Source organism: Chromatiaceae bacterium (assembly GCA_016714645.1).
Classification (GTDB): Bacteria; Pseudomonadota; Gammaproteobacteria; order Chromatiales; family Chromatiaceae; genus M0108.
In genome coordinates this window covers 316,934-333,763 of the sequence record JADKCI010000001.1, presented here as the reverse complement: position 1 = coordinate 333,763, position 16,830 = coordinate 316,934, and the positions used below count along the sequence as shown (strand labels likewise).

The following is a 16,830-nucleotide window of genomic DNA, read 5'->3' as shown; positions in this document are numbered from 1 at the left end:
GTTTAGAATCCCCGTCCCTGGCCTGAAATGCCACGTTGTCATTGACAAACGCCAGCCTCACAGACTAAAACATAATCAAACCAAGGAGATACCCAGATGAGTCGAGACGTTGTTGTTCTGAGCGCGGTGCGCTCCCCCATCGGCACCTTCGGCGGAGCCCTGGCCGAGTTCGATGCCAGCGAGCTGGCCGGCATCGTCATGAAAGAGGCGGTCGCCCGCTCCGGGGTCGATCCCCAACAGATCGAGTACGTGACCGTCGGCAACACCATGCCCACGGATTCGCGCTATGCCTACGTCGCCCGCGTCGCCTCCATCCAGGCCGGGCTGCCCATGGAGTCGGTCGCCATGCAGGTGTCGCGCCTCTGCGCCTCGGGCCTCCAGGGCATCGTCTCCACCGCCCAGAACATCATGCTGGGCGATGCCGACTATGGCATCGGCGGTGGCGTCGAGGTCATGTCCAAGACCGCCTACCTGCTGCCGGCGCTGCGTTCCGGCGCCCGCATGGGCGACACCACGGCGGTTGACGCCATGGTCGCCGTCCTCACCGACCCCTTTGGCGTCGGCCACATGGGCATCACCGCCGAGAACCTGGCCGAAAAGCACGGCATCACCCGCGAGGAGCAGGATGCCTTCGCCGTCGAGTCCCAGCGCCGGGCCCTGGCCGCCATCGCCGAGGGCAAATTCAAGTCCCAGATCCTGCCGATCGTCAAGCAGACCCGCAAGGGCGAGGTGGTGTTCGACACCGACGAGCATCCCCGCGCCGGCACCACCCTGGAGACCCTGGCCAAGATGCGGCCCGCCTTCAAGAAGGACGGCACCGTCACCGCCGGTAATGCCTCTGGCATCAACGACGGCGCCGCCTTCTTTGTGCTGGCCGCCGCCGACGTGGCCGCCCAGGCAGGCCACAAGCCCATGGCCCGCATCGTCTCCTATGCCGTGGCCGGCGTGGGCAATCACATCATGGGCGAGGGCCCGATCCCGGCATCCCGCATCGCCCTCAAGAAGGCCGGCCTGACCCTGGACCAGATGGATGTCATCGAATCCAACGAGGCCTTCGCCGCCCAGGCCCTGTCGGTCGCCAAGGTCCTCGGCCTCGACCCCGTCAAGACCAATCCGAACGGCGGCGCCATCGCCCTCGGCCACCCGGTCGGCTGCTCCGGCGCCTTCATCGCCACCAAGGCCCTCTATGAGTTGGAGCGCATCGGTGGCAAGTACTGCCTGGTCACCATGTGTATCGGTGGCGGTCAGGGTATCGCGACCATCTTCGAACGGCTCTGATTGGCGAACCCCGGGAGCAAAGGGATGCCTCTCGCCTGAATCCCGCCAGGGCGTCCGACGCCCCTGAGTGACCCCGAGGGTTGATGGGGCCCACCGTGCCGGCTTGAGCCGGGTCCGGTGGGCCCCTTTTGTTTGGGCACAGGTCTATCGCTTGCCATCCCCAATTTAGGCTGGCCTTGAACTAATTCCACGATGGCAGCACTAAAGGATTTCAATACTTCACCCACTTCATCAGCTAGCCCAAGGAGGCTAACCACCATGAACGAACAAGAAAAAGGCATGATCGAGGGTCTCTACCAGCGCCTGCAACAGGCGGAGTCCCAGATGGGCAAACGCGATGCCGAGGCCGAAGCCCTGATCAACGGCTTCATGACCCGTCAATCCGCCGCCCCCTATCTCCTGTCCCAGGTGGTCCTGGTACAGGAGCAGGGCCTGAAGAACCTCCAGACCCAGGTCGAGGATCTGGAGCGCCAACTGGCCGAGCGCCCCCAGGGCGGCGGCGGTTTCCTGGGCGGGCTGTTTGGGGGTGCTAGCCAGCCAGCGGCCCCCGCTCAACCCCGCCCCGCCGCGAGCGGCGGTTGGAGCAACAGCCCCGCAGGCGCCCAGGGCCTGACCCGGGGCGGGGCGAACGCCTTCCAGCCACAGCCCGGCGCCCAGGGTGGCGGCTTCATGGCCGGCGCCTTGCAGACCGCCATGGGCGTGGCCGGCGGCGTGCTCCTCGGCAGCGCCATCGGCAGCATGTTCTCCAGCCCGGCCGAGGCCGCCGCGACCCCGGCCGAGCCCGCCGCGGCGGCACCCGAAGCCCCTGCCGAGGAGGGCGGTGGCATGTTCGACAGCTTCTTTGGTGGTGGCGACGAGGGTGGTGGAGACGAAGGCGGTGGCGGTGGCGGCGATGAGTGGTGATCGCCTTCGGGACTGATCCGCGCAAGGTCCAGGATTAAACAACCCACCCCGGCCCCGCCGGGGTGATCTGTTTTGGCCTGCATAGTCCCTGATCTCAGGCCATCGTCATCGGCCACATTGACGCCTCATGGAGAATTTTTGATACAACCAACTGAGTAAAAAAGCTACATTAGATTTCGCGTCCATGAAGGGCCATTAGTCATGAGCACCTCGCGCTTCCTCACGGAAATGTGCACTTTTCGACGCCTTCACCCAGGATGGAGGGTTTCTTGACTTACAACGAGGCCGAAACCCGTTTTCAACTCATCGACCCGGTGCTGAGGGCTAAGGGTTACCGTCAGTGGCGGATCAGACTGGAGACTCCCGCTCCGGTGGAGCCGAGCGGCCCCAAGGGGCGCCGACGGGCGGGGAGCGGCCGGACCGATTACCTTCTGTGCGTCCATGCCGATGGGATGCCGGCACCCCTGCCCGTGGGGGTGATCGAGGCCAAGGCCGAAACCGCCGATCCGCTCACGGGCATGGAGCAGGCCCGGGGCTATGCGGACTGCGCGCGCTTCGCGGTGCGATATATTTTCAGCACCAATGGCCACCGTTATGCCGAATTCGACAAAGGGACCGGAATGCCATGCGGCCCCTTTCCCTTCCAGGGCTTACCCACCCACGCCGAACTGACCGGGCGCTACGCCAGTGACCTAGGCATTGACCTCGCCGCCCCCGAGGCCGCCCTGCTCTTCATGAGCGACAGCCCGGCCTTCAACCAGCCGCGTTATTACCAGCACGCGGCCATCCGCGCCGCCTTCGATAAAATTCTGATCCAGGAGCGTGCCGGCCTGGCCATCCGCATCCTCCTCTCCCTGGCCACGGGCACGGGCAAAACCATCCTGGCCGCCAATCTCCTCTGGCGGCTACATGAAGCCGGCCGCCTCGCCAAGCCTGCCCTCTTTGTCTGCGATCGCGACGAACTGCGCGAGCAGGCCTGGGAGAAGCTGGCCATGGCCTTCCCCAAGGGCAGCGTGCGCATCGTCCAGACCGAACGCGGCCTGGCGGGGACGCCCCTCAATGCTGCCCGGAACGCTAAAATCCAGATCGCAACCTACCAGACTCTGGGCCTGGACGACGAGGACGAGCGACTCGCCAGCTTCCTGACGGAACACTACCCCGAGAACGCCTTTTCCGTCATTGTCATCGACGAGTGCCACCGCTCAGCTTGGGGCCGCTGGTCCGAGGTCCTCAGACGCAATCCCCAAGCCATTCAGATCGGGCTCACGGCCACGCCGCGTAAGCTGCAAGCGCCCAAGCGGCCTCGCCAGCCCCAGGCCGACTCGGACGAAGCGATCACCGCCCACAACATCAAGCACTTTGGCGAACCGGTCTATGAATACGGACTGATCCAGGCCCAGGAAGACGGTTACCTGGCCGCCTGCGAGGTCGTCAAGCTCAGGCCCTCCATCGACGGGAGGAGCTTCACCCGCGAGGAGGTCCTCGCCGCCAAGGCCATGGACGCTCGGACCGGCCGCTACGTCCAGCCCGAAGACCTCAAGGATAGCTATCAAGCCCGAGATTTCGATGCCGACCTCCTGCTGCCCGAGCGCGTCGCCGCCATGTGCCAGGATCTCTTCGATCGCCTTTGCGAACAGGGCGGCCCGGAGCAGAAGGTCATCATCTTCTGCGTCCGCGACTGGCACGCCGACCGGGTAGCCTTGGAAATGCAGCGGCTATATGCGGCCTGGTGCCAGGCGAGGGGCATGACCCCCAAGGATCGCTACGCCTTCAAATGCACCGCGACAGCCGGTGCCGATCTCATCGAGCCCATGCGCGGCTCCAGCCAACGCTGCTTCATCGCCTGCACCGTGGACCTACTGGCTACGGGCGTAAACATCGAGCGTCTCAACGCCGTGGTCTTTTTCCGCTACCTGGAGTCCAGCATTCTCTTCTACCAAATGTTGGGCCGTGGTACTCGTATCCATGAGGAGACCCAGAAGTATAAATTCTGGCTCTATGACTACACGGGCGTTACCGACCTCTTCGGCACCGACTTTATTACGCCACCCCCCAGGCCCGGTGATGGCGGCGCTGGCGGTGACGATGGCGATGATGGCGGCGGTGACAGTCCACCCCTGCCGGAAATGACACGCGGCAAGTTGGTCGAGATCGACCCCCAGGGCCGTTTTATCCTCCAACAACGCGGGGGGCGCGATGTCATGGTGCCCTTGGAGGACTATCGCCAGGCCATGATCGACCGGGTACGGCGCGAGGCCGCCACGATCCAGGACTTTCGTGGCCTCTGGGTGGAGACCCAGAAACGCCGCCAACTCATCGATCACCTGCTGGGCGAGCACTACTCCCCGGATGCCCTGCGCGATCTCCTGCACCTCACGGAATGCGATCACTTCGACCTCTTCGCCCACTACGGCTATCGCGAGCGGGCGCTCAAACGCCCGGAGCGCGAGGCCGCCTACCTGGAAATGCACACGCCCTGGTTTGCCTCCATGGATGACAGGACGGCTACGGTCCTCAAGGGCATCGGCCATCAGTTTGGCCTGGGCGGCACCGAGGCGCTGGAATCAACCGAATTATGGAATGTGCCCGACATCCACCGCGCGGGCGGTCTGGCCGCCCTACGCCCCTTGGGCAGGCCGGCCGACGTGCTGCGCGAGGCGAAGATGAGGTTGTTTGCGGTATGAAGACAGTTGAATTGCGTGCTGTCGCGCACATCATCTCTGGTCAACACATCCTCGAAACGGATCACAACCAAGATGGTCGAGGCATCGGTTACTTGACGGGGCCGGCAGACTTTGGTGTGAAGCACCCTTGTGTTACCAGATGGACCGAAAAGCCAAGGGCCATTTGCGAGCATGGGGATATTCTAATCACCGTCAAGGGCGCTGGAGTTGGCAAGATCAATGCCGCGCCGAGCGATGCAGTTGCCATCAGTAGGCAATTGATGGCCATCAGAAGTCATAGAGAGCAATTGGATCGCGACTATCTCTATTGCTTTCTCCTGACACGGTTGGAGCATTTCCGGAAGAAAGCAGTTGGGGCAACAGTTCCTGGGTTGTCACGAGAAGACCTGGAAACATTGCAGATTCGGTTGCCAACGATTAATGCGCAGCAATCTGCGGCGAAGGAAGTTAATGCTCAGCTCACCACCGTCGAAGAAGCCCGCCAAGCCGCCAAGGCCCAACTGCGCGAGCTGACGCATCTCGCCAACGCGATCATCCGCGAGACGCTCGCGCACCCCGATACCGTAACGCACCCGCTGGGCGAGGTTCTGGAAGAGGTCAAGCAGGGCATCGGCAGCCGCTGGGCGGAGTTCCCGGTGCTGGGCACCACCCGCGATGGACTGGCGCCGGCCAAGGAGCCGGTGGGCAAGAAACCCGAACGCTACAAGCCGGTGCAGGTGGGCACGGTGTTCTACAACCCGATGCGTATCCTGATCGGCTCGATTGCCATGGTCGATGAGGGCGATGCGCCCGGCATCACCAGCCCCGACTACGTGGCCTTACGTGGACGTAAGGGATTGGTGGATTCCCGCTGGCTCTACTACTGGTTGCGCTCGCCCGAGGGCGAACGCTGCATCGCCTCGCTCGCGCGCGGGGCCGTGCGTGAAAGAATGCTCTTCAACCGGTTGGCCGAGGGCGCGATCAAGCTGCCGCCCTATCGGGTGCAACAATTCGCCAGCCAGGCACTTTCCGAGCTTCGCCCCATGCGGCAATCCATCGAGGCCCAATTGCGCGATATCGAGTTGCTGCCAAGCCGGCTTTTGGCCAGGATATTCGATTCTATTGAGGGCACTCCCGATGCGCGACCCGTCTATTAACCAGCAGCACCACGCCACCTTCGAGGGGATTCGCCACATCGATGACGAAGGCCATGAATTCTGGCTGGCGCGCCCCCTGGCCAAGGTCCTGGATTACTCGGAGTACCGCCACTTCCTGCCGGTAGTAGAGCGGGCGCGGGAGGCCTGCCGAAAAAGCGGCCACTCGGTTGAAGACCATTTCGAGGATATCCTCGGAATGGTCGAGATCGGGTCGGGCGCGCGGCGCGAGTTGCCTAACGTGCGTCTGTCCCGTTATGCCTGTTATCTGATCGTGCAGAACGGCGATCCAGGCAAGCCGGTCATCGCCAACGGCCAGACCTACTTCGCGATGCAGACCCGGCGGCAGGAACTCGCCGACGACGCCAAGTTCGCCCAGCTCAACGAAGACGACAAGCGCTTGTCCATCCGCAACGAATTGGCTACCCATAACAAACACCTGGCCGCGGCGGCGAAGGATGCGGGGGTGGATACCCCCTTGGACTACGCCATCTTTCAGGATCACGGTTACAAGGGTCTGTATGGCGGCCTGGGCCACAAGGCTATTCATGCACGCAAGGAGTTGAGCAAAAACCAGAAAATCCTTGATCACATGGGCAGCACCGAGCTGGCCGCCAACCTGTTCCGGGCCACGCAGACCGAGGAGAAGCTGCGCCGGGATGAGGTAAGCGGCAAGGCGCAAGCCAATCGGACGCACTTCGAGGTTGGCGGCAAGGTACGCCAGACCATCCAGGAGCTCGGCGGCACCATGCCCGAGAACCTCCCCAAGCCAGAAACCAGCATCCAGCAGATCGCATCCGCCAAGAAAAAGCTGGCGAAGAAAAAGCCATGACGATGGCGAAACAGCAACCCTTGGCCACTATCAACCCTGACTTGCGTCATCCCGCTGCTCGCCAACAGGCGCCGCTCCCGTCGGGTTCATCATCCAGGACGGTTGGAAGGGCCAGCAACAACAAGGCCCGCGTTATCGCCTCCACCCAATCCCTCTCGTCCTTCGTCAAATCCATCTGCGACATCATGCGGCGCTCCAACTGCGCCAGCGCCTTGCAATATGTGCCAGAGCTGACCTGGATTCTGTTCCTGCGCATCCTCGACGCCCAGGAGACCCGCGACCGCGAGGTGGCCGAGGCAGTAGGCAGATCCTTCTCCCCAGCCTTGCACCCCCCCTATCGCTGGCAGGATTGGGCGGCACCTTATGAAGACAAGGCCAGGGCCTTCACCCCCGAGGGCAAGCCCGTCGGATGGAAACGGGAAGAACTCAAGCTCAGGGCCAGCAACCTTCTCGCCTTCATCAACAGCGAGTTGCTCCCCTACCTGCATGGCCTGGACATCCTCCAGTCCGGGCCTAATGCTGGCCGGGGTAACCCCTATGCCAGCCCCAAGCAAAGGGTCATCGGCCGCATCATGACGGCGGTGGAGCGGGTGCGCGTGGACTCGGAAACCAATCTGTGCGACATCCTCGATCGCGTCCAAGAGATCAGCATCGCGCACATCGACGATCAGCACTTCTTCACCCTGTCCCAGGTTTATGAGGACCTGCTGCTGAAGATGGGCGAAAAGAACTCGGATGGTGGCCAGTTCTTCACCCCCCGCGACGTGGTGCGGGCCATGGTGGGCACCCTGGACCCGGAGCCCGGCGAGACCCTGTACGACCCCTGCTGTGGAACGGGTGGCTTTCTGGCCCAGAGCTATGAGTACCTGGCGCGCAAGCTGGGGGACTCGCCGGCCGCCACCGATCTGGAACAGCTCAAGCACGACACCTTTTTTGGCCGTGAAAAGGAAAATCTGGTCTTTCCCATCGCCCTGGCCAACCTGGTGCTGCACGGTATCGACCAGCCCAATCTCTGGCACGGCAACACCCTCTCCGACGCCGAGACCTATGGCGGCCTCTTTGAGCGGGCGCCTGTAACCTTCGACGCCATCCTAACCAACCCACCCTTCGGCGGTAAGGAGGGTCAGGAGGCGCGCAACCACTTCAGCTTCCAGACCAACGCGACCCAGGTGCTGTTCCTGCAACACATTCTGTCCCGGCTTAAACCGACCCTGGATGGTCGTCCTGGGGGGCGTTGCGGGGTAGTGCTGGATGAGGGTCTGCTGTTTCGCACTAACGAGGCCGCCTTCGTCGAGACCAAACGCAAGCTACTCGATGAGTGCGATCTCTGGTGCATCGTCAGCCTTCCCGGCGGGGTCTTCTCCGCCGCGGGCGCCGGGGTCAAGACCAACCTGCTGTTCTTTACGAAGGGCCGCCAGACCGAACATATCTGGTACTACGACCTCTCTCACGTCAAGGTGGGCAAGAAAACGCCCATGTCCCTGGCGCATTTCGGCTGGGGGCCGCGCTTCGAGATACTGGAGAATGCCGCCCTACCCGCCACCCTGGTGGGCGAATGGGGGGAGGAGAAGAAGGGTGAAGCCTTCCCGACCTTTGCCCGCCTGCTGGCGCAGCGTGGCACGCCGGCTGCGGACAGCGATTTCTCTTGGACCCTGAATTTTGCCGGCCGCCGCATCAGTGCCCAAGCCGAGATGGCGCCGCTCCTGACCCAGGTGAGCCAACTCGGTAACGAAGCCCTAGCCCTCAAGGAGCGTATCGCCAAACTCAAGAAGAGCGGAACCAAGGATGCGGAACTCACCCCCTACCGCGACCTTCTCCTGGCCACGGAGAGAAAAGCCCGCGATACCCAAGCCGCTGCGGATTCCATCGATGCCGCCTGCTTCGATCTCAAGGCCGTGAATCCGCGCGTTCGCCTGGAACGTGATACCCGCTCACCCCAGGAAATTTTGGAGGCCATCGCCGTAAGAGGGCGCACGGTTGAAGCCGCCATCGACCGGTTGCGTGCCTTAATGGATAACCCTTCGATGCGGATATCCGAGGAAGAATCCGTTTAATACCCAGGGCTGATGGCGCCATGTTTGACACGAAAGAAGAATTGCTAGTGCAAATTCGGCTGGGGGAGGACAGTCGGCTGGAATTGAAGTCCGTGACTTTTCGCGGTGACAAGGTAACCGGACCTCATCCCGATGGGTTGGCGGACGAGATAGCGGCCTTCGCCAACAGTTCTGGTGGGGTACTGGTTCTGGGTATCGATGACAGGACAGGGAAACCCTCCGGGATGAGCATTCAGAAATTAACCCTCCTGGAGCATTGGCTGCTGGGTATTTGCAACGACCGGATCAAACCGCCGCCGCTGTGCCGGATCGAGAAATGGGCATTACCCGATGCCGCGGGCAATCCCGCTCCCGTCTTGAAGGTGGACATTCCCCGCAGCCTGTACGTGCATGAAAGCCCCAATGGCCACTTCCATCGCCTGGGCAGCAGCAAGCGCAAAATGTCCACGGAATACATCATCCGCCTGGGACAACAACGCAGCCAGACGCGCCTGATCCGCTTCGACGAGCAGCCGGTGGTGCAGGCGCCCTTGGAGGCACTCGCCCCTGCCCTTTATGAGCGGTTCCGCACGGCGCGTACCCGGGACCAGGGATTGGATTTTCTCCAAAAGCTCGGACTGGTCGCAAGGGACGATGAGGGCATACCTCATCCCTCGGTCGCCGGCATCCTGATGGCCTGTCAGGAACCGCGAAGATGGATGCCAAACGCCTTCGTGCAGGCGGTCGCCTATCGGGGGACATCGCCGGCCAGCGCGGACGGCGGCGCCCATTACCAGTTGGATGCACGGGATCTTGCGGGGCCTCTGGATGAGCAGATCAGCGAAGCCTGCCGGTTTGTTGCCCGCAACATGAAAGTAGCGGCGACCAAGGACCTGGGTCGCCGGGATATTCCCCAATACGATCTGACGGCGGTATTCGAGGCCCTGGTCAATGCCGTGGCGCATCGGGACTATGCGATTTATGGCTCAAAAGTCCGGCTCAGGATGTTCGCGGATCGGCTGGAAATCTTCTCGCCGGGGGCCATACCCAATACCCTGACGGTCGAGAGCCTGCCGTATCGGCAATCCGCCCGGAATGAAACCCTGACCAGTCTGCTAGCCCAATGCCCGGTGCCAACCGATAGCGACTGGGTCAATACCGATCGACGCACCTTCATGGACAAGCGGGGGGAAGGGGTTCGCATCATCCTGGAAAATAGCGAGCGCTTATCGGGCAAAAGCCCCGCCTATCGTTTACTGGATGATGCCGAACTGATGCTGACGCTATTCGCCGCTGGCCAGGTGCCTTCGACAGAGGGGTAATGATCGGCTTAGCGCGGAGCTTGGCCTGAATCCAATCCGCCGCCCCGGACCAAGCCAGACCCAGCCAGGGCCAGGGCTAACCCCCGACCCTGGCCCTCCGCCCTAACGGCTCGGCCCGATCTCCACCCAGCCCTCCCCGGTCCAGCCGTGTTGCCGGGGCCGATACATGTCCTCCACGGTCGCGGCGGGGTGCAGGAAGCGGCCAGGGGTGACGGCGCGGATCCGGTAGGCCAGTTGGAAAGGCTCCGGCTCGCTGGCCTGGCGATCGACGGCGGCGACGAAACGCTCGGCGCGGAATTCCTGGTGGGCGCTGGTCTCCAGCAGCCCCAGCCAGGGGATGCCCTGGAGATCACCGGCCCGCAGCAGGCTGGGATTCTCGATCTCAAAACCCGCAGGCAGAGGGTCATCGACCAGCAGACGGGCCGCGCCGGCCTGGTCGGCGGTCACCGTGAGGAGGACCACCAGGCGCTGGCCCTGGGCCAGCCTGTCGGGCTGGACCCGCTTGCCCTCCGGGTCATAGTAGGCGCGCTCGATGCGATAACCCTGACCCCCGGGGGGAGGGGCCTTCTTGGGTATGCCGGACAGACTGACCAGGACCTCCAGGGGCTGCTTGCCCCGGTTGAGGAGGGTCGCCGGGCCTGTGGCCAGGGCGCTGGCCGCGAAGCGCCGGAAGAGGGGGCCCTCCGCGAATTTGCCGTCCAACTCCAGTTTTGGCTTAGCGGCACCCTCCATCAAGGCCTGGGCCGCGAGCAGGAGCCAGGCCTGTTCCTGGGTGCTGAGACGCCCGTCCAGGGCCCCCAGCCGGTCGATGCGCGCCGCCAGGGCGACCAAATCAACAGCGCCGGTGCCACTCTCGGCGGCCAGGGCCAGAAGGGCGGCGGCGTCACGCAGGCTGGAGCCGAAGTCGAGCCGCCAGCCCAAATCCGGCTCGCCCTCGTTGAGCAGGGCCAGGGCCGAGGCAAAGGCGCGATCGGCGCGGGGCTTGTCACCATAAAGCGCCAGGGCGGCGCCGAGCTGGGCCCGCGCCATGGGCGTGGCGAAGGCATCCAGCTTGGCCTCGGCGTAATAGCGCAGATCACCAACGACGGCGCGGGCGTTGCGAGCCAGGACATAGAGGGCATAGGCCAGATCCTCGCCACCCGCCTCGCCCGGGTCGTCGCCGCCCTCCCCGTAGGCGGAGGCCCCGCCAGAACCCCCGCCCAGGTCCCCGGCATAGGCCAGGCGGTTGCGCAGCTTGTCCAGGGCCAACCGGAAGGCGACCTCGGGTACGGCGTGGCCGGCCTCCCGGGCGCGGGTGAGGAAGTCGGTGACATAGGCGTCCAGCCAGAGATCGTCACCGCCAGGCCCCCAGAGCCCAAAGCCGCCGTCCGACCCCTGCTTACCGATGAGATCGGCGATAGCCTCCTTAATGCGCGGCCCCGCCTCCCGCTCGCCACTCAGGCCGGCGGCCAAGGCGATCTGATTCAGATAAAGCAGGGGCAGGGCGCGGCTGGTGAGCTGCTCGGCGCAGCCGAAGGGATAGCGATCCAGGGACTGGAGCAGACCCGGCAGGTCCAGCCGGCCCGCGCCACTGGCGGAAACCAGCAGGATGCCCGTGCCGGGCTGCAGGTCCTTGAAGAGGTCCTGAGAGAGCACCAGGCCCTGGCCACCGGGCTTGAGGGTCTCGACCCGGGTCTGGCGCAGGGGTGGGCGATAGTCACGCACGGGCAGCCGGAGCTGCTTGACGACCTCCTGGCCATCCGGGGTCTTGAGCCGGACCCGCAGGACGGCGTCGCCCAGGCCCATGGCTCGCAGGGGCACCTCAAGGCGGGCGCGACCAGCCGCCACCAGGTCAAGTTCGCGCCGGGCGGCCTGGGCATTTAGCTCTATGAGGCCCCCCTCGGATTCCAGGGCCAGTTCGACCCGACCCGCGGGTCCCGAGACATGGGTCAGTTCCAACAGGGCCCGGGAGCTGTCGCCAGGGGCGAGGAAGCGCGGAAGACTAGCCTGGATGACAATAGGATCACGCATCATCAGATCCTGAGCCCCGTGGCCGACCCCCGCCGCCGTCCAGGCCATGGCCATCAGCTTGATGGTGCCGTTGAAGTCGGATGGCGGAAAGCTGACCCGGGCCTTGCCCTGGGCGTCCAGCCGCAGGATGCCGGAGTGAAAGGCTACCAGGTCCTCGGTCGGCGGTGGACCTTGCAGGCGCACCAGGCCGCCATCGCCGCCGGAGCGGACCACGCCCGGCGCGCCCTGCATCCGGTCAATGAGCTGGCCGTAGAGGTCACGGATCTCCATGCCCAGCCGCCGCTGGCCGAAATACCAGGCATCCGGGTCCGGCGCGGTAAAGCGGGTCAGGTTGAGGATGCCCACATCCACCGCCGCCAGGGTGACATAGGCCTCCTCGCCAGGTTGCAGATTGGGAACCGCGACCTCCAGATTTAGGGGCTGGCGAGGCGCCACCGGACCCAGGGGCGTGACCGCCACTTGTAGCTTGCGCTCCCCCGGGGCGACCCCCGCCCAGGCCAGGCCGATAGCCCGCCCGGGCATGCGCTTGGCGGCCAGGTCCATGGGCCGGTAGAGGAGGGCGGTGACATAGGCCCCGGCGCCCCAGTCGGCGGTCACCGGTAGTTCCACGGTCAGGCCCTCGGCGGGGACCTGGACCTCCTGCAGGGTCAACAGCCGGTCGCCCAGGGCCAGGACCAGGGCGGTACCGGGGAAGCGGGCCTCGATGCGCGCCCGCGCCGTCTCCCCCACCTGATAGCCCGGCTTATCGAGAGAGACCTTGAGCAGATCGGGGGTGTCGATGGCCTTGGGCGCCAGATACCAGCCGGCCTCGAAGGCCAGGCTGACGGGCACTGGTCCCGTCCCGGCACCGCTCCCGGTCGGGGCGGGCGCAACTGCCAGTTCATAACCGCCCCAGGCCACCGGGGCCTCGATGCGCGCCGGGGCACCCGTACCCAGATCCAGGTCGCCGCTGGCCACGCGCTCGCGGCGGCTCACCGGCTCATAATCCCAGCGCCCATCGGACTGAAACCACTGGAAACTGGTCGTCACCCGCGACAGGGTCCAGCGCAGGCCCCGATGGGCCAGGCGCTGGCCATTGGGGCCGATGGCGATGACCTCGAAGGCGGCCTTGCCGCCCTCGTCCACCGCGCCTTCAAAGAGGGGCTTGAGGCCGAGTCGGGCCTGGGTATCCGCGATCGGTCGCTCCAGGGTGCGCTCCACCGGCCGGCCGCCGCCCTCCAGGACCCGGACCTCGACCTTGGCGAGGTTGGGACGGCTCCCGGCGGACAGGACCGGCAGTTCCAGCGGCAGGCTGGCCTGACCCGCCGCATCCGTCCGCCCGGCGGGCAGGGGCGCGCTCGCCGGTCTGGGTTCCTCGTCCGCCAGACCGAAGCGATAGCCCGGCTGGCCGGCCAGGCGGTCACTCTGCTCGATGCGCACCTCCCCCTCCACCTCCAGCCCGGCGGCGGGGGCGCCAAAGAGGAAGCGGGCATCCAGCCGGATATCCCCCGGGGCGGCGGGATCGATGGTGGTGGCCGCCAGGGTCGGCTCGAAGGCCAGGCGCTCGGGCTCGAAGTCCTCCACCAGGAAGGGCTGCTCCGACAGGGGCGGGGCCTCGGGGTCCGCATGGATGGCGGCGCGCCAGGTGCCGCGCATGGCCGTGGCCGGCAGGTCCAGGGCCAGATGGCGCCCGCCCAGGCCCTGATCCGGTAGCAGGACGCGGCTGTGCTCGACGCCATCCGGCCGCCGGATCTTGAGCGTCAGGGGCAGGCCCGTCAGGGCCAGCGCCTCGCCATTACGGGCCAGGGCCGTGACCTGCACCCGCTCACCGGCGCGATAGACGCCGCGCTCGGTGGTCAGGAAGACATCCACCGGGCCGGGCGCCGGGCGGCCATCGACCCCCCGGTCGGCCAGATCGAAGGCCGACTGGGCCAGGTCGAGGAAGGCAAAATCACCGTCGGGTCCCTCGGCCACCAGCAGGGCCGGCTTGTTGCCCCCCTCCCCGCGCAGCAGGCCCGGCTCGAAACGGGCATGGCCGGCCGCATCCGTGGTGGCGCGGCCCAGGATCTCGTCGTTGCGGGCCACCAGACGCAAACTGACCGTCGCCAGGGCCCGGGCGCTGGACAGGGAGCGGACGAAGGCATGCAGGCCGTCATTGCCGGTGAGGGCCGAGAGCCCCAGGTCGGAGACGACAAACCACTGGGTCGCCAGCTCCTCGCCCTGGTCCGCCACCTCGGCGGGGCGGGCGGTCATCACGTAGGCGCCCGGCTTGAGTTCCTGAATCAGGGCACCCACCGGCACGGCCGTCGTCATTTCCCGATTCAGCTCCATCCCCACCTCGACCTCGCCGGACCAGATGGCCTCGCCCTGACGATCGCGTATGCCCTCGGCCGCGTAGGGGTTCAGCGCTTTGAGCAGGGGCCCGCCCTCCCAGGCCGCCGAGGCCAGGGAGCGATCCCCCAGGCGCAGGACCTGAGCCTTGACCAGGCGGGTGTTGATCGAGATCAGGGGGATGGCCGCCTCGCCCCCCTTGGGCAGCACATAGGCACGACCCTGGAAGCGCACCGAGGGCGAGCGGTCGCGGACGTAGATGTCCAGGTCCGCCGAGGAGGCCAGGGTCTCGCCATCGGCGGCGGTTAGGCCGGCGCGCACCCTCAGGCGATAACGCTCGCCATGGACCACGCCATCGACGCACAGGGCCTGGGGATCCACCTCCACCGTCAGGCCACGGCCGGTCTCGATCTGGAGGAAGTCGGCCAGGCCGGCGCGGTCGCGGGGCAAGGGGTCGGAAAGCTCGACACAGATGCGCGGATTGGCGGCGTCGGCATCGACGCGATGACCGGTGATGCGGAAGCCATGCTCCGCCAGCCATTGGTCGTAGAGGGCCCGCACCGCGGCGTCTTCCTGGACCGCCAGAGCGGCACGCAGGGCGCGAATGCCCCCCCGCCACTGATCGCGGGCCGCCAGGGACTGGCCGAGGGTCACCAGGGCGCGGACGCGCTCGGCATCGGTCCCGGCCATCAGATAGGCATTGATAGCGGCGGCGGACGCGGCCGCCAGCAACCGTTGCCGCGCCTGCCAATCGTTGGGATCAAAGTTCAGACTGGCCCGCGCCAGGCCCAGCCAGGCCGCGGGCGCCTCGGGGGTCAGGCGCAGGGCCTCGGCATAGCGGGCCAGGGCGACTTGTCCATTTTGGGCACGCTCCGCCTCCTCGGCCTCCGCCAGCAGGCGATCGAAACGGGCCGCGACCGGCCGGGGCCGGCCGGCGATCTCGGCCACCTGGCGCCGCGCATCCTCGGCGTAGCCCCTGGGCAGGAAACCCAGTTCCGCCAAACGGCGGGCCTGCCGCTCCTGGGCGTGCGTCTCCCCCGCCACCGCGATGTGACCCGAAACGGCGTTGGGGAAGGGGCGGGCGTCCTCGAATTCGCTCTTGAGAAAGCACCAGCGGGCCTTGCGGTTATAGGTGAAGGCGCGGCAGCGCCCGTCGGCGAGGCAGGCCGCCTGGCAGGCCTCCAGGTCGATGTCCTGGCGGGTCTCCAGGTCGCGGCCAAAATAGTCGACGCCTTCCACCACCACCAGTTGGCGCCCGGCGGCTTCACCCGCCTCAGCGGGCAGGGGTTGGACCAGGGCCCAGATCGGGGCCAACAGAGTCAGGAGGTGGGTCGCGAGAAGCTGGCGCCGTGACATGGGGAACCCCGCAAAAAGGCCGTGGATCATGGGCTTCGAGTCTAGCAGCCAGGCCGGAAACTTGCCGGCCTTATCATCATCCGCCTAGGCGGGGCGCGACACGGCGGGGCAGAGCCCGGCGGGCAGGCTGCCGGCCGGTTTTATACCCAAGAAGCCGCTTTTTGGGTTTTCAGGGTCCGCTACCCTAGGCCGAAGCGTTACAGGCTCTGGGTATAGCGCGGAGGGGCATATTGCTATTTCATAATTTTCTAATATACTAATTGCCCATGGTTCCGGATGCTCTATCCGGCCCAGGACAACAACAAGCTTTGCTAGCCCTTCATTTTCTTGGTAATTTCGAGGTGTATAACCCAATGAATAAGATCGTCCTTGCTGTCTCGGTGGCCGCCCTCGCGGCCGTTTCTTCTTCCGCCAGCGCCTGGTGGACCACCGCCCCCCATGGGGATCCGGCCTTCCAGGAGGAGATGCGCCAGCAGGCCACCCGCCATGCCGAGGAGCAGGCCAAGATGCAGGCCGAATGGCAAGCCGCCATGCGTCAGGCCAGCCAGCCGCCCGCCATGGACCCCGCCTTCGCGATGCCAAAGCGGCCCGAATTCCCGGCCATGCCAGAGTTCCCGGCCATGCCGGAGTTTCCCGCCATGCCGGAATTCGCCCAGCAGCCTGAATTCCCGCCCATGCCCGAGTTTGGGCAGATGCCGGAAATGCCTCCCATGCCCGAGTTTGGGCAAATGCCGGAAATGCCCCCCATGCCCGAGATCGCGGGCGCTCCCGCCCAGCCCGACTGCACAGGCCAGAACCTGAGCCGTCCGGCCCATCCCATGATGGCCAAGCAGGCCGAACGCCGCCAGCAGATACAGGCCCGCCGCGACGAAATGCGCAAGGCCGCCGCCACCCGCCACGCCGAGGCCATCAAGGCCAGCCAGGAGCGCCGCGCCAATTTTATGAAGGGCACGGACCCCAAGGCCTGAT

Annotated in this window: 9 protein-coding genes; 8 read left to right on the top strand and 1 reads right to left on the bottom strand. The window is 65.6% G+C overall.

Annotated elements, in window-relative coordinates; genetic code table 11:
- Positions 1-96 precede the first annotated feature (96 nt).
- The 7 genes from IPN92_01525 to IPN92_01495 all read left to right on the top strand — a co-directional run bounded on the left by IPN92_01525 (position 97) and on the right by IPN92_01495 (position 10,185).
- Positions 97-1,278 carry an acetyl-CoA C-acyltransferase family protein gene (locus IPN92_01525; GenBank protein MBK8637000.1) on the top strand — a complete coding sequence of 394 codons (1,182 nt, stop codon included), beginning with the start codon at positions 97-99 and terminating at the stop codon, positions 1,276-1,278.
- 258 nt (positions 1,279-1,536) lie between these two features.
- Positions 1,537-2,181 (top strand): DUF2076 domain-containing protein, encoded by a 645-nt coding sequence (locus IPN92_01520; GenBank protein ID MBK8636999.1) that lies wholly within the window; start codon positions 1,537-1,539, stop codon positions 2,179-2,181.
- A gap of 269 nt (positions 2,182-2,450) precedes the next feature.
- Entirely contained in the window at positions 2,451-4,865 is a 2,415-nt protein-coding gene (locus IPN92_01515; protein ID MBK8636998.1) for a DEAD/DEAH box helicase family protein, read from the top strand.
- Positions 4,862-6,001, top strand: a complete 1,140-nt coding sequence (locus IPN92_01510) for a restriction endonuclease subunit S (GenBank protein ID MBK8636997.1) — start codon at positions 4,862-4,864, stop codon at positions 5,999-6,001. The genes IPN92_01515 and IPN92_01510 overlap by 4 nt, the downstream gene beginning before the upstream one ends.
- Entirely contained in the window at positions 5,982-6,830 is an 849-nt protein-coding gene (gene dinD, locus IPN92_01505; protein MBK8636996.1) for a DNA damage-inducible protein D, read from the top strand. The genes IPN92_01510 and dinD overlap by 20 nt, the downstream gene beginning before the upstream one ends.
- 2 nt (positions 6,831-6,832) lie before the next feature.
- Complete coding sequence (locus tag IPN92_01500) at positions 6,833-8,884, top strand: SAM-dependent DNA methyltransferase (GenBank protein MBK8636995.1); 2,052 nt, start codon at positions 6,833-6,835, stop codon at positions 8,882-8,884.
- 20 nt (positions 8,885-8,904) lie between these two features.
- Positions 8,905-10,185: a putative DNA binding domain-containing protein gene (locus IPN92_01495; protein MBK8636994.1), complete on the top strand. Its 1,281-nt coding sequence runs from the start codon at positions 8,905-8,907 to the stop codon at positions 10,183-10,185.
- Between the two features lie 102 nt (positions 10,186-10,287).
- On the opposite strand, the gene IPN92_01490 is transcribed toward IPN92_01495, so the two are convergent.
- Positions 10,288-15,891: an alpha-2-macroglobulin family protein gene (locus IPN92_01490; GenBank protein MBK8636993.1), complete on the bottom strand. Its 5,604-nt coding sequence runs from the start codon at positions 15,889-15,891 to the stop codon at positions 10,288-10,290.
- A gap of 323 nt (positions 15,892-16,214) precedes the next feature.
- Here IPN92_01490 and IPN92_01485 point away from each other — a divergent pair, with 323 nt between their 5' ends.
- Positions 16,215-16,829 carry a hypothetical protein gene (locus IPN92_01485; protein ID MBK8636992.1) on the top strand — a complete coding sequence of 205 codons (615 nt, stop codon included), beginning with the start codon at positions 16,215-16,217 and terminating at the stop codon, positions 16,827-16,829.
- The last annotated feature ends 1 nt before the right edge of the window (position 16,830 follow it).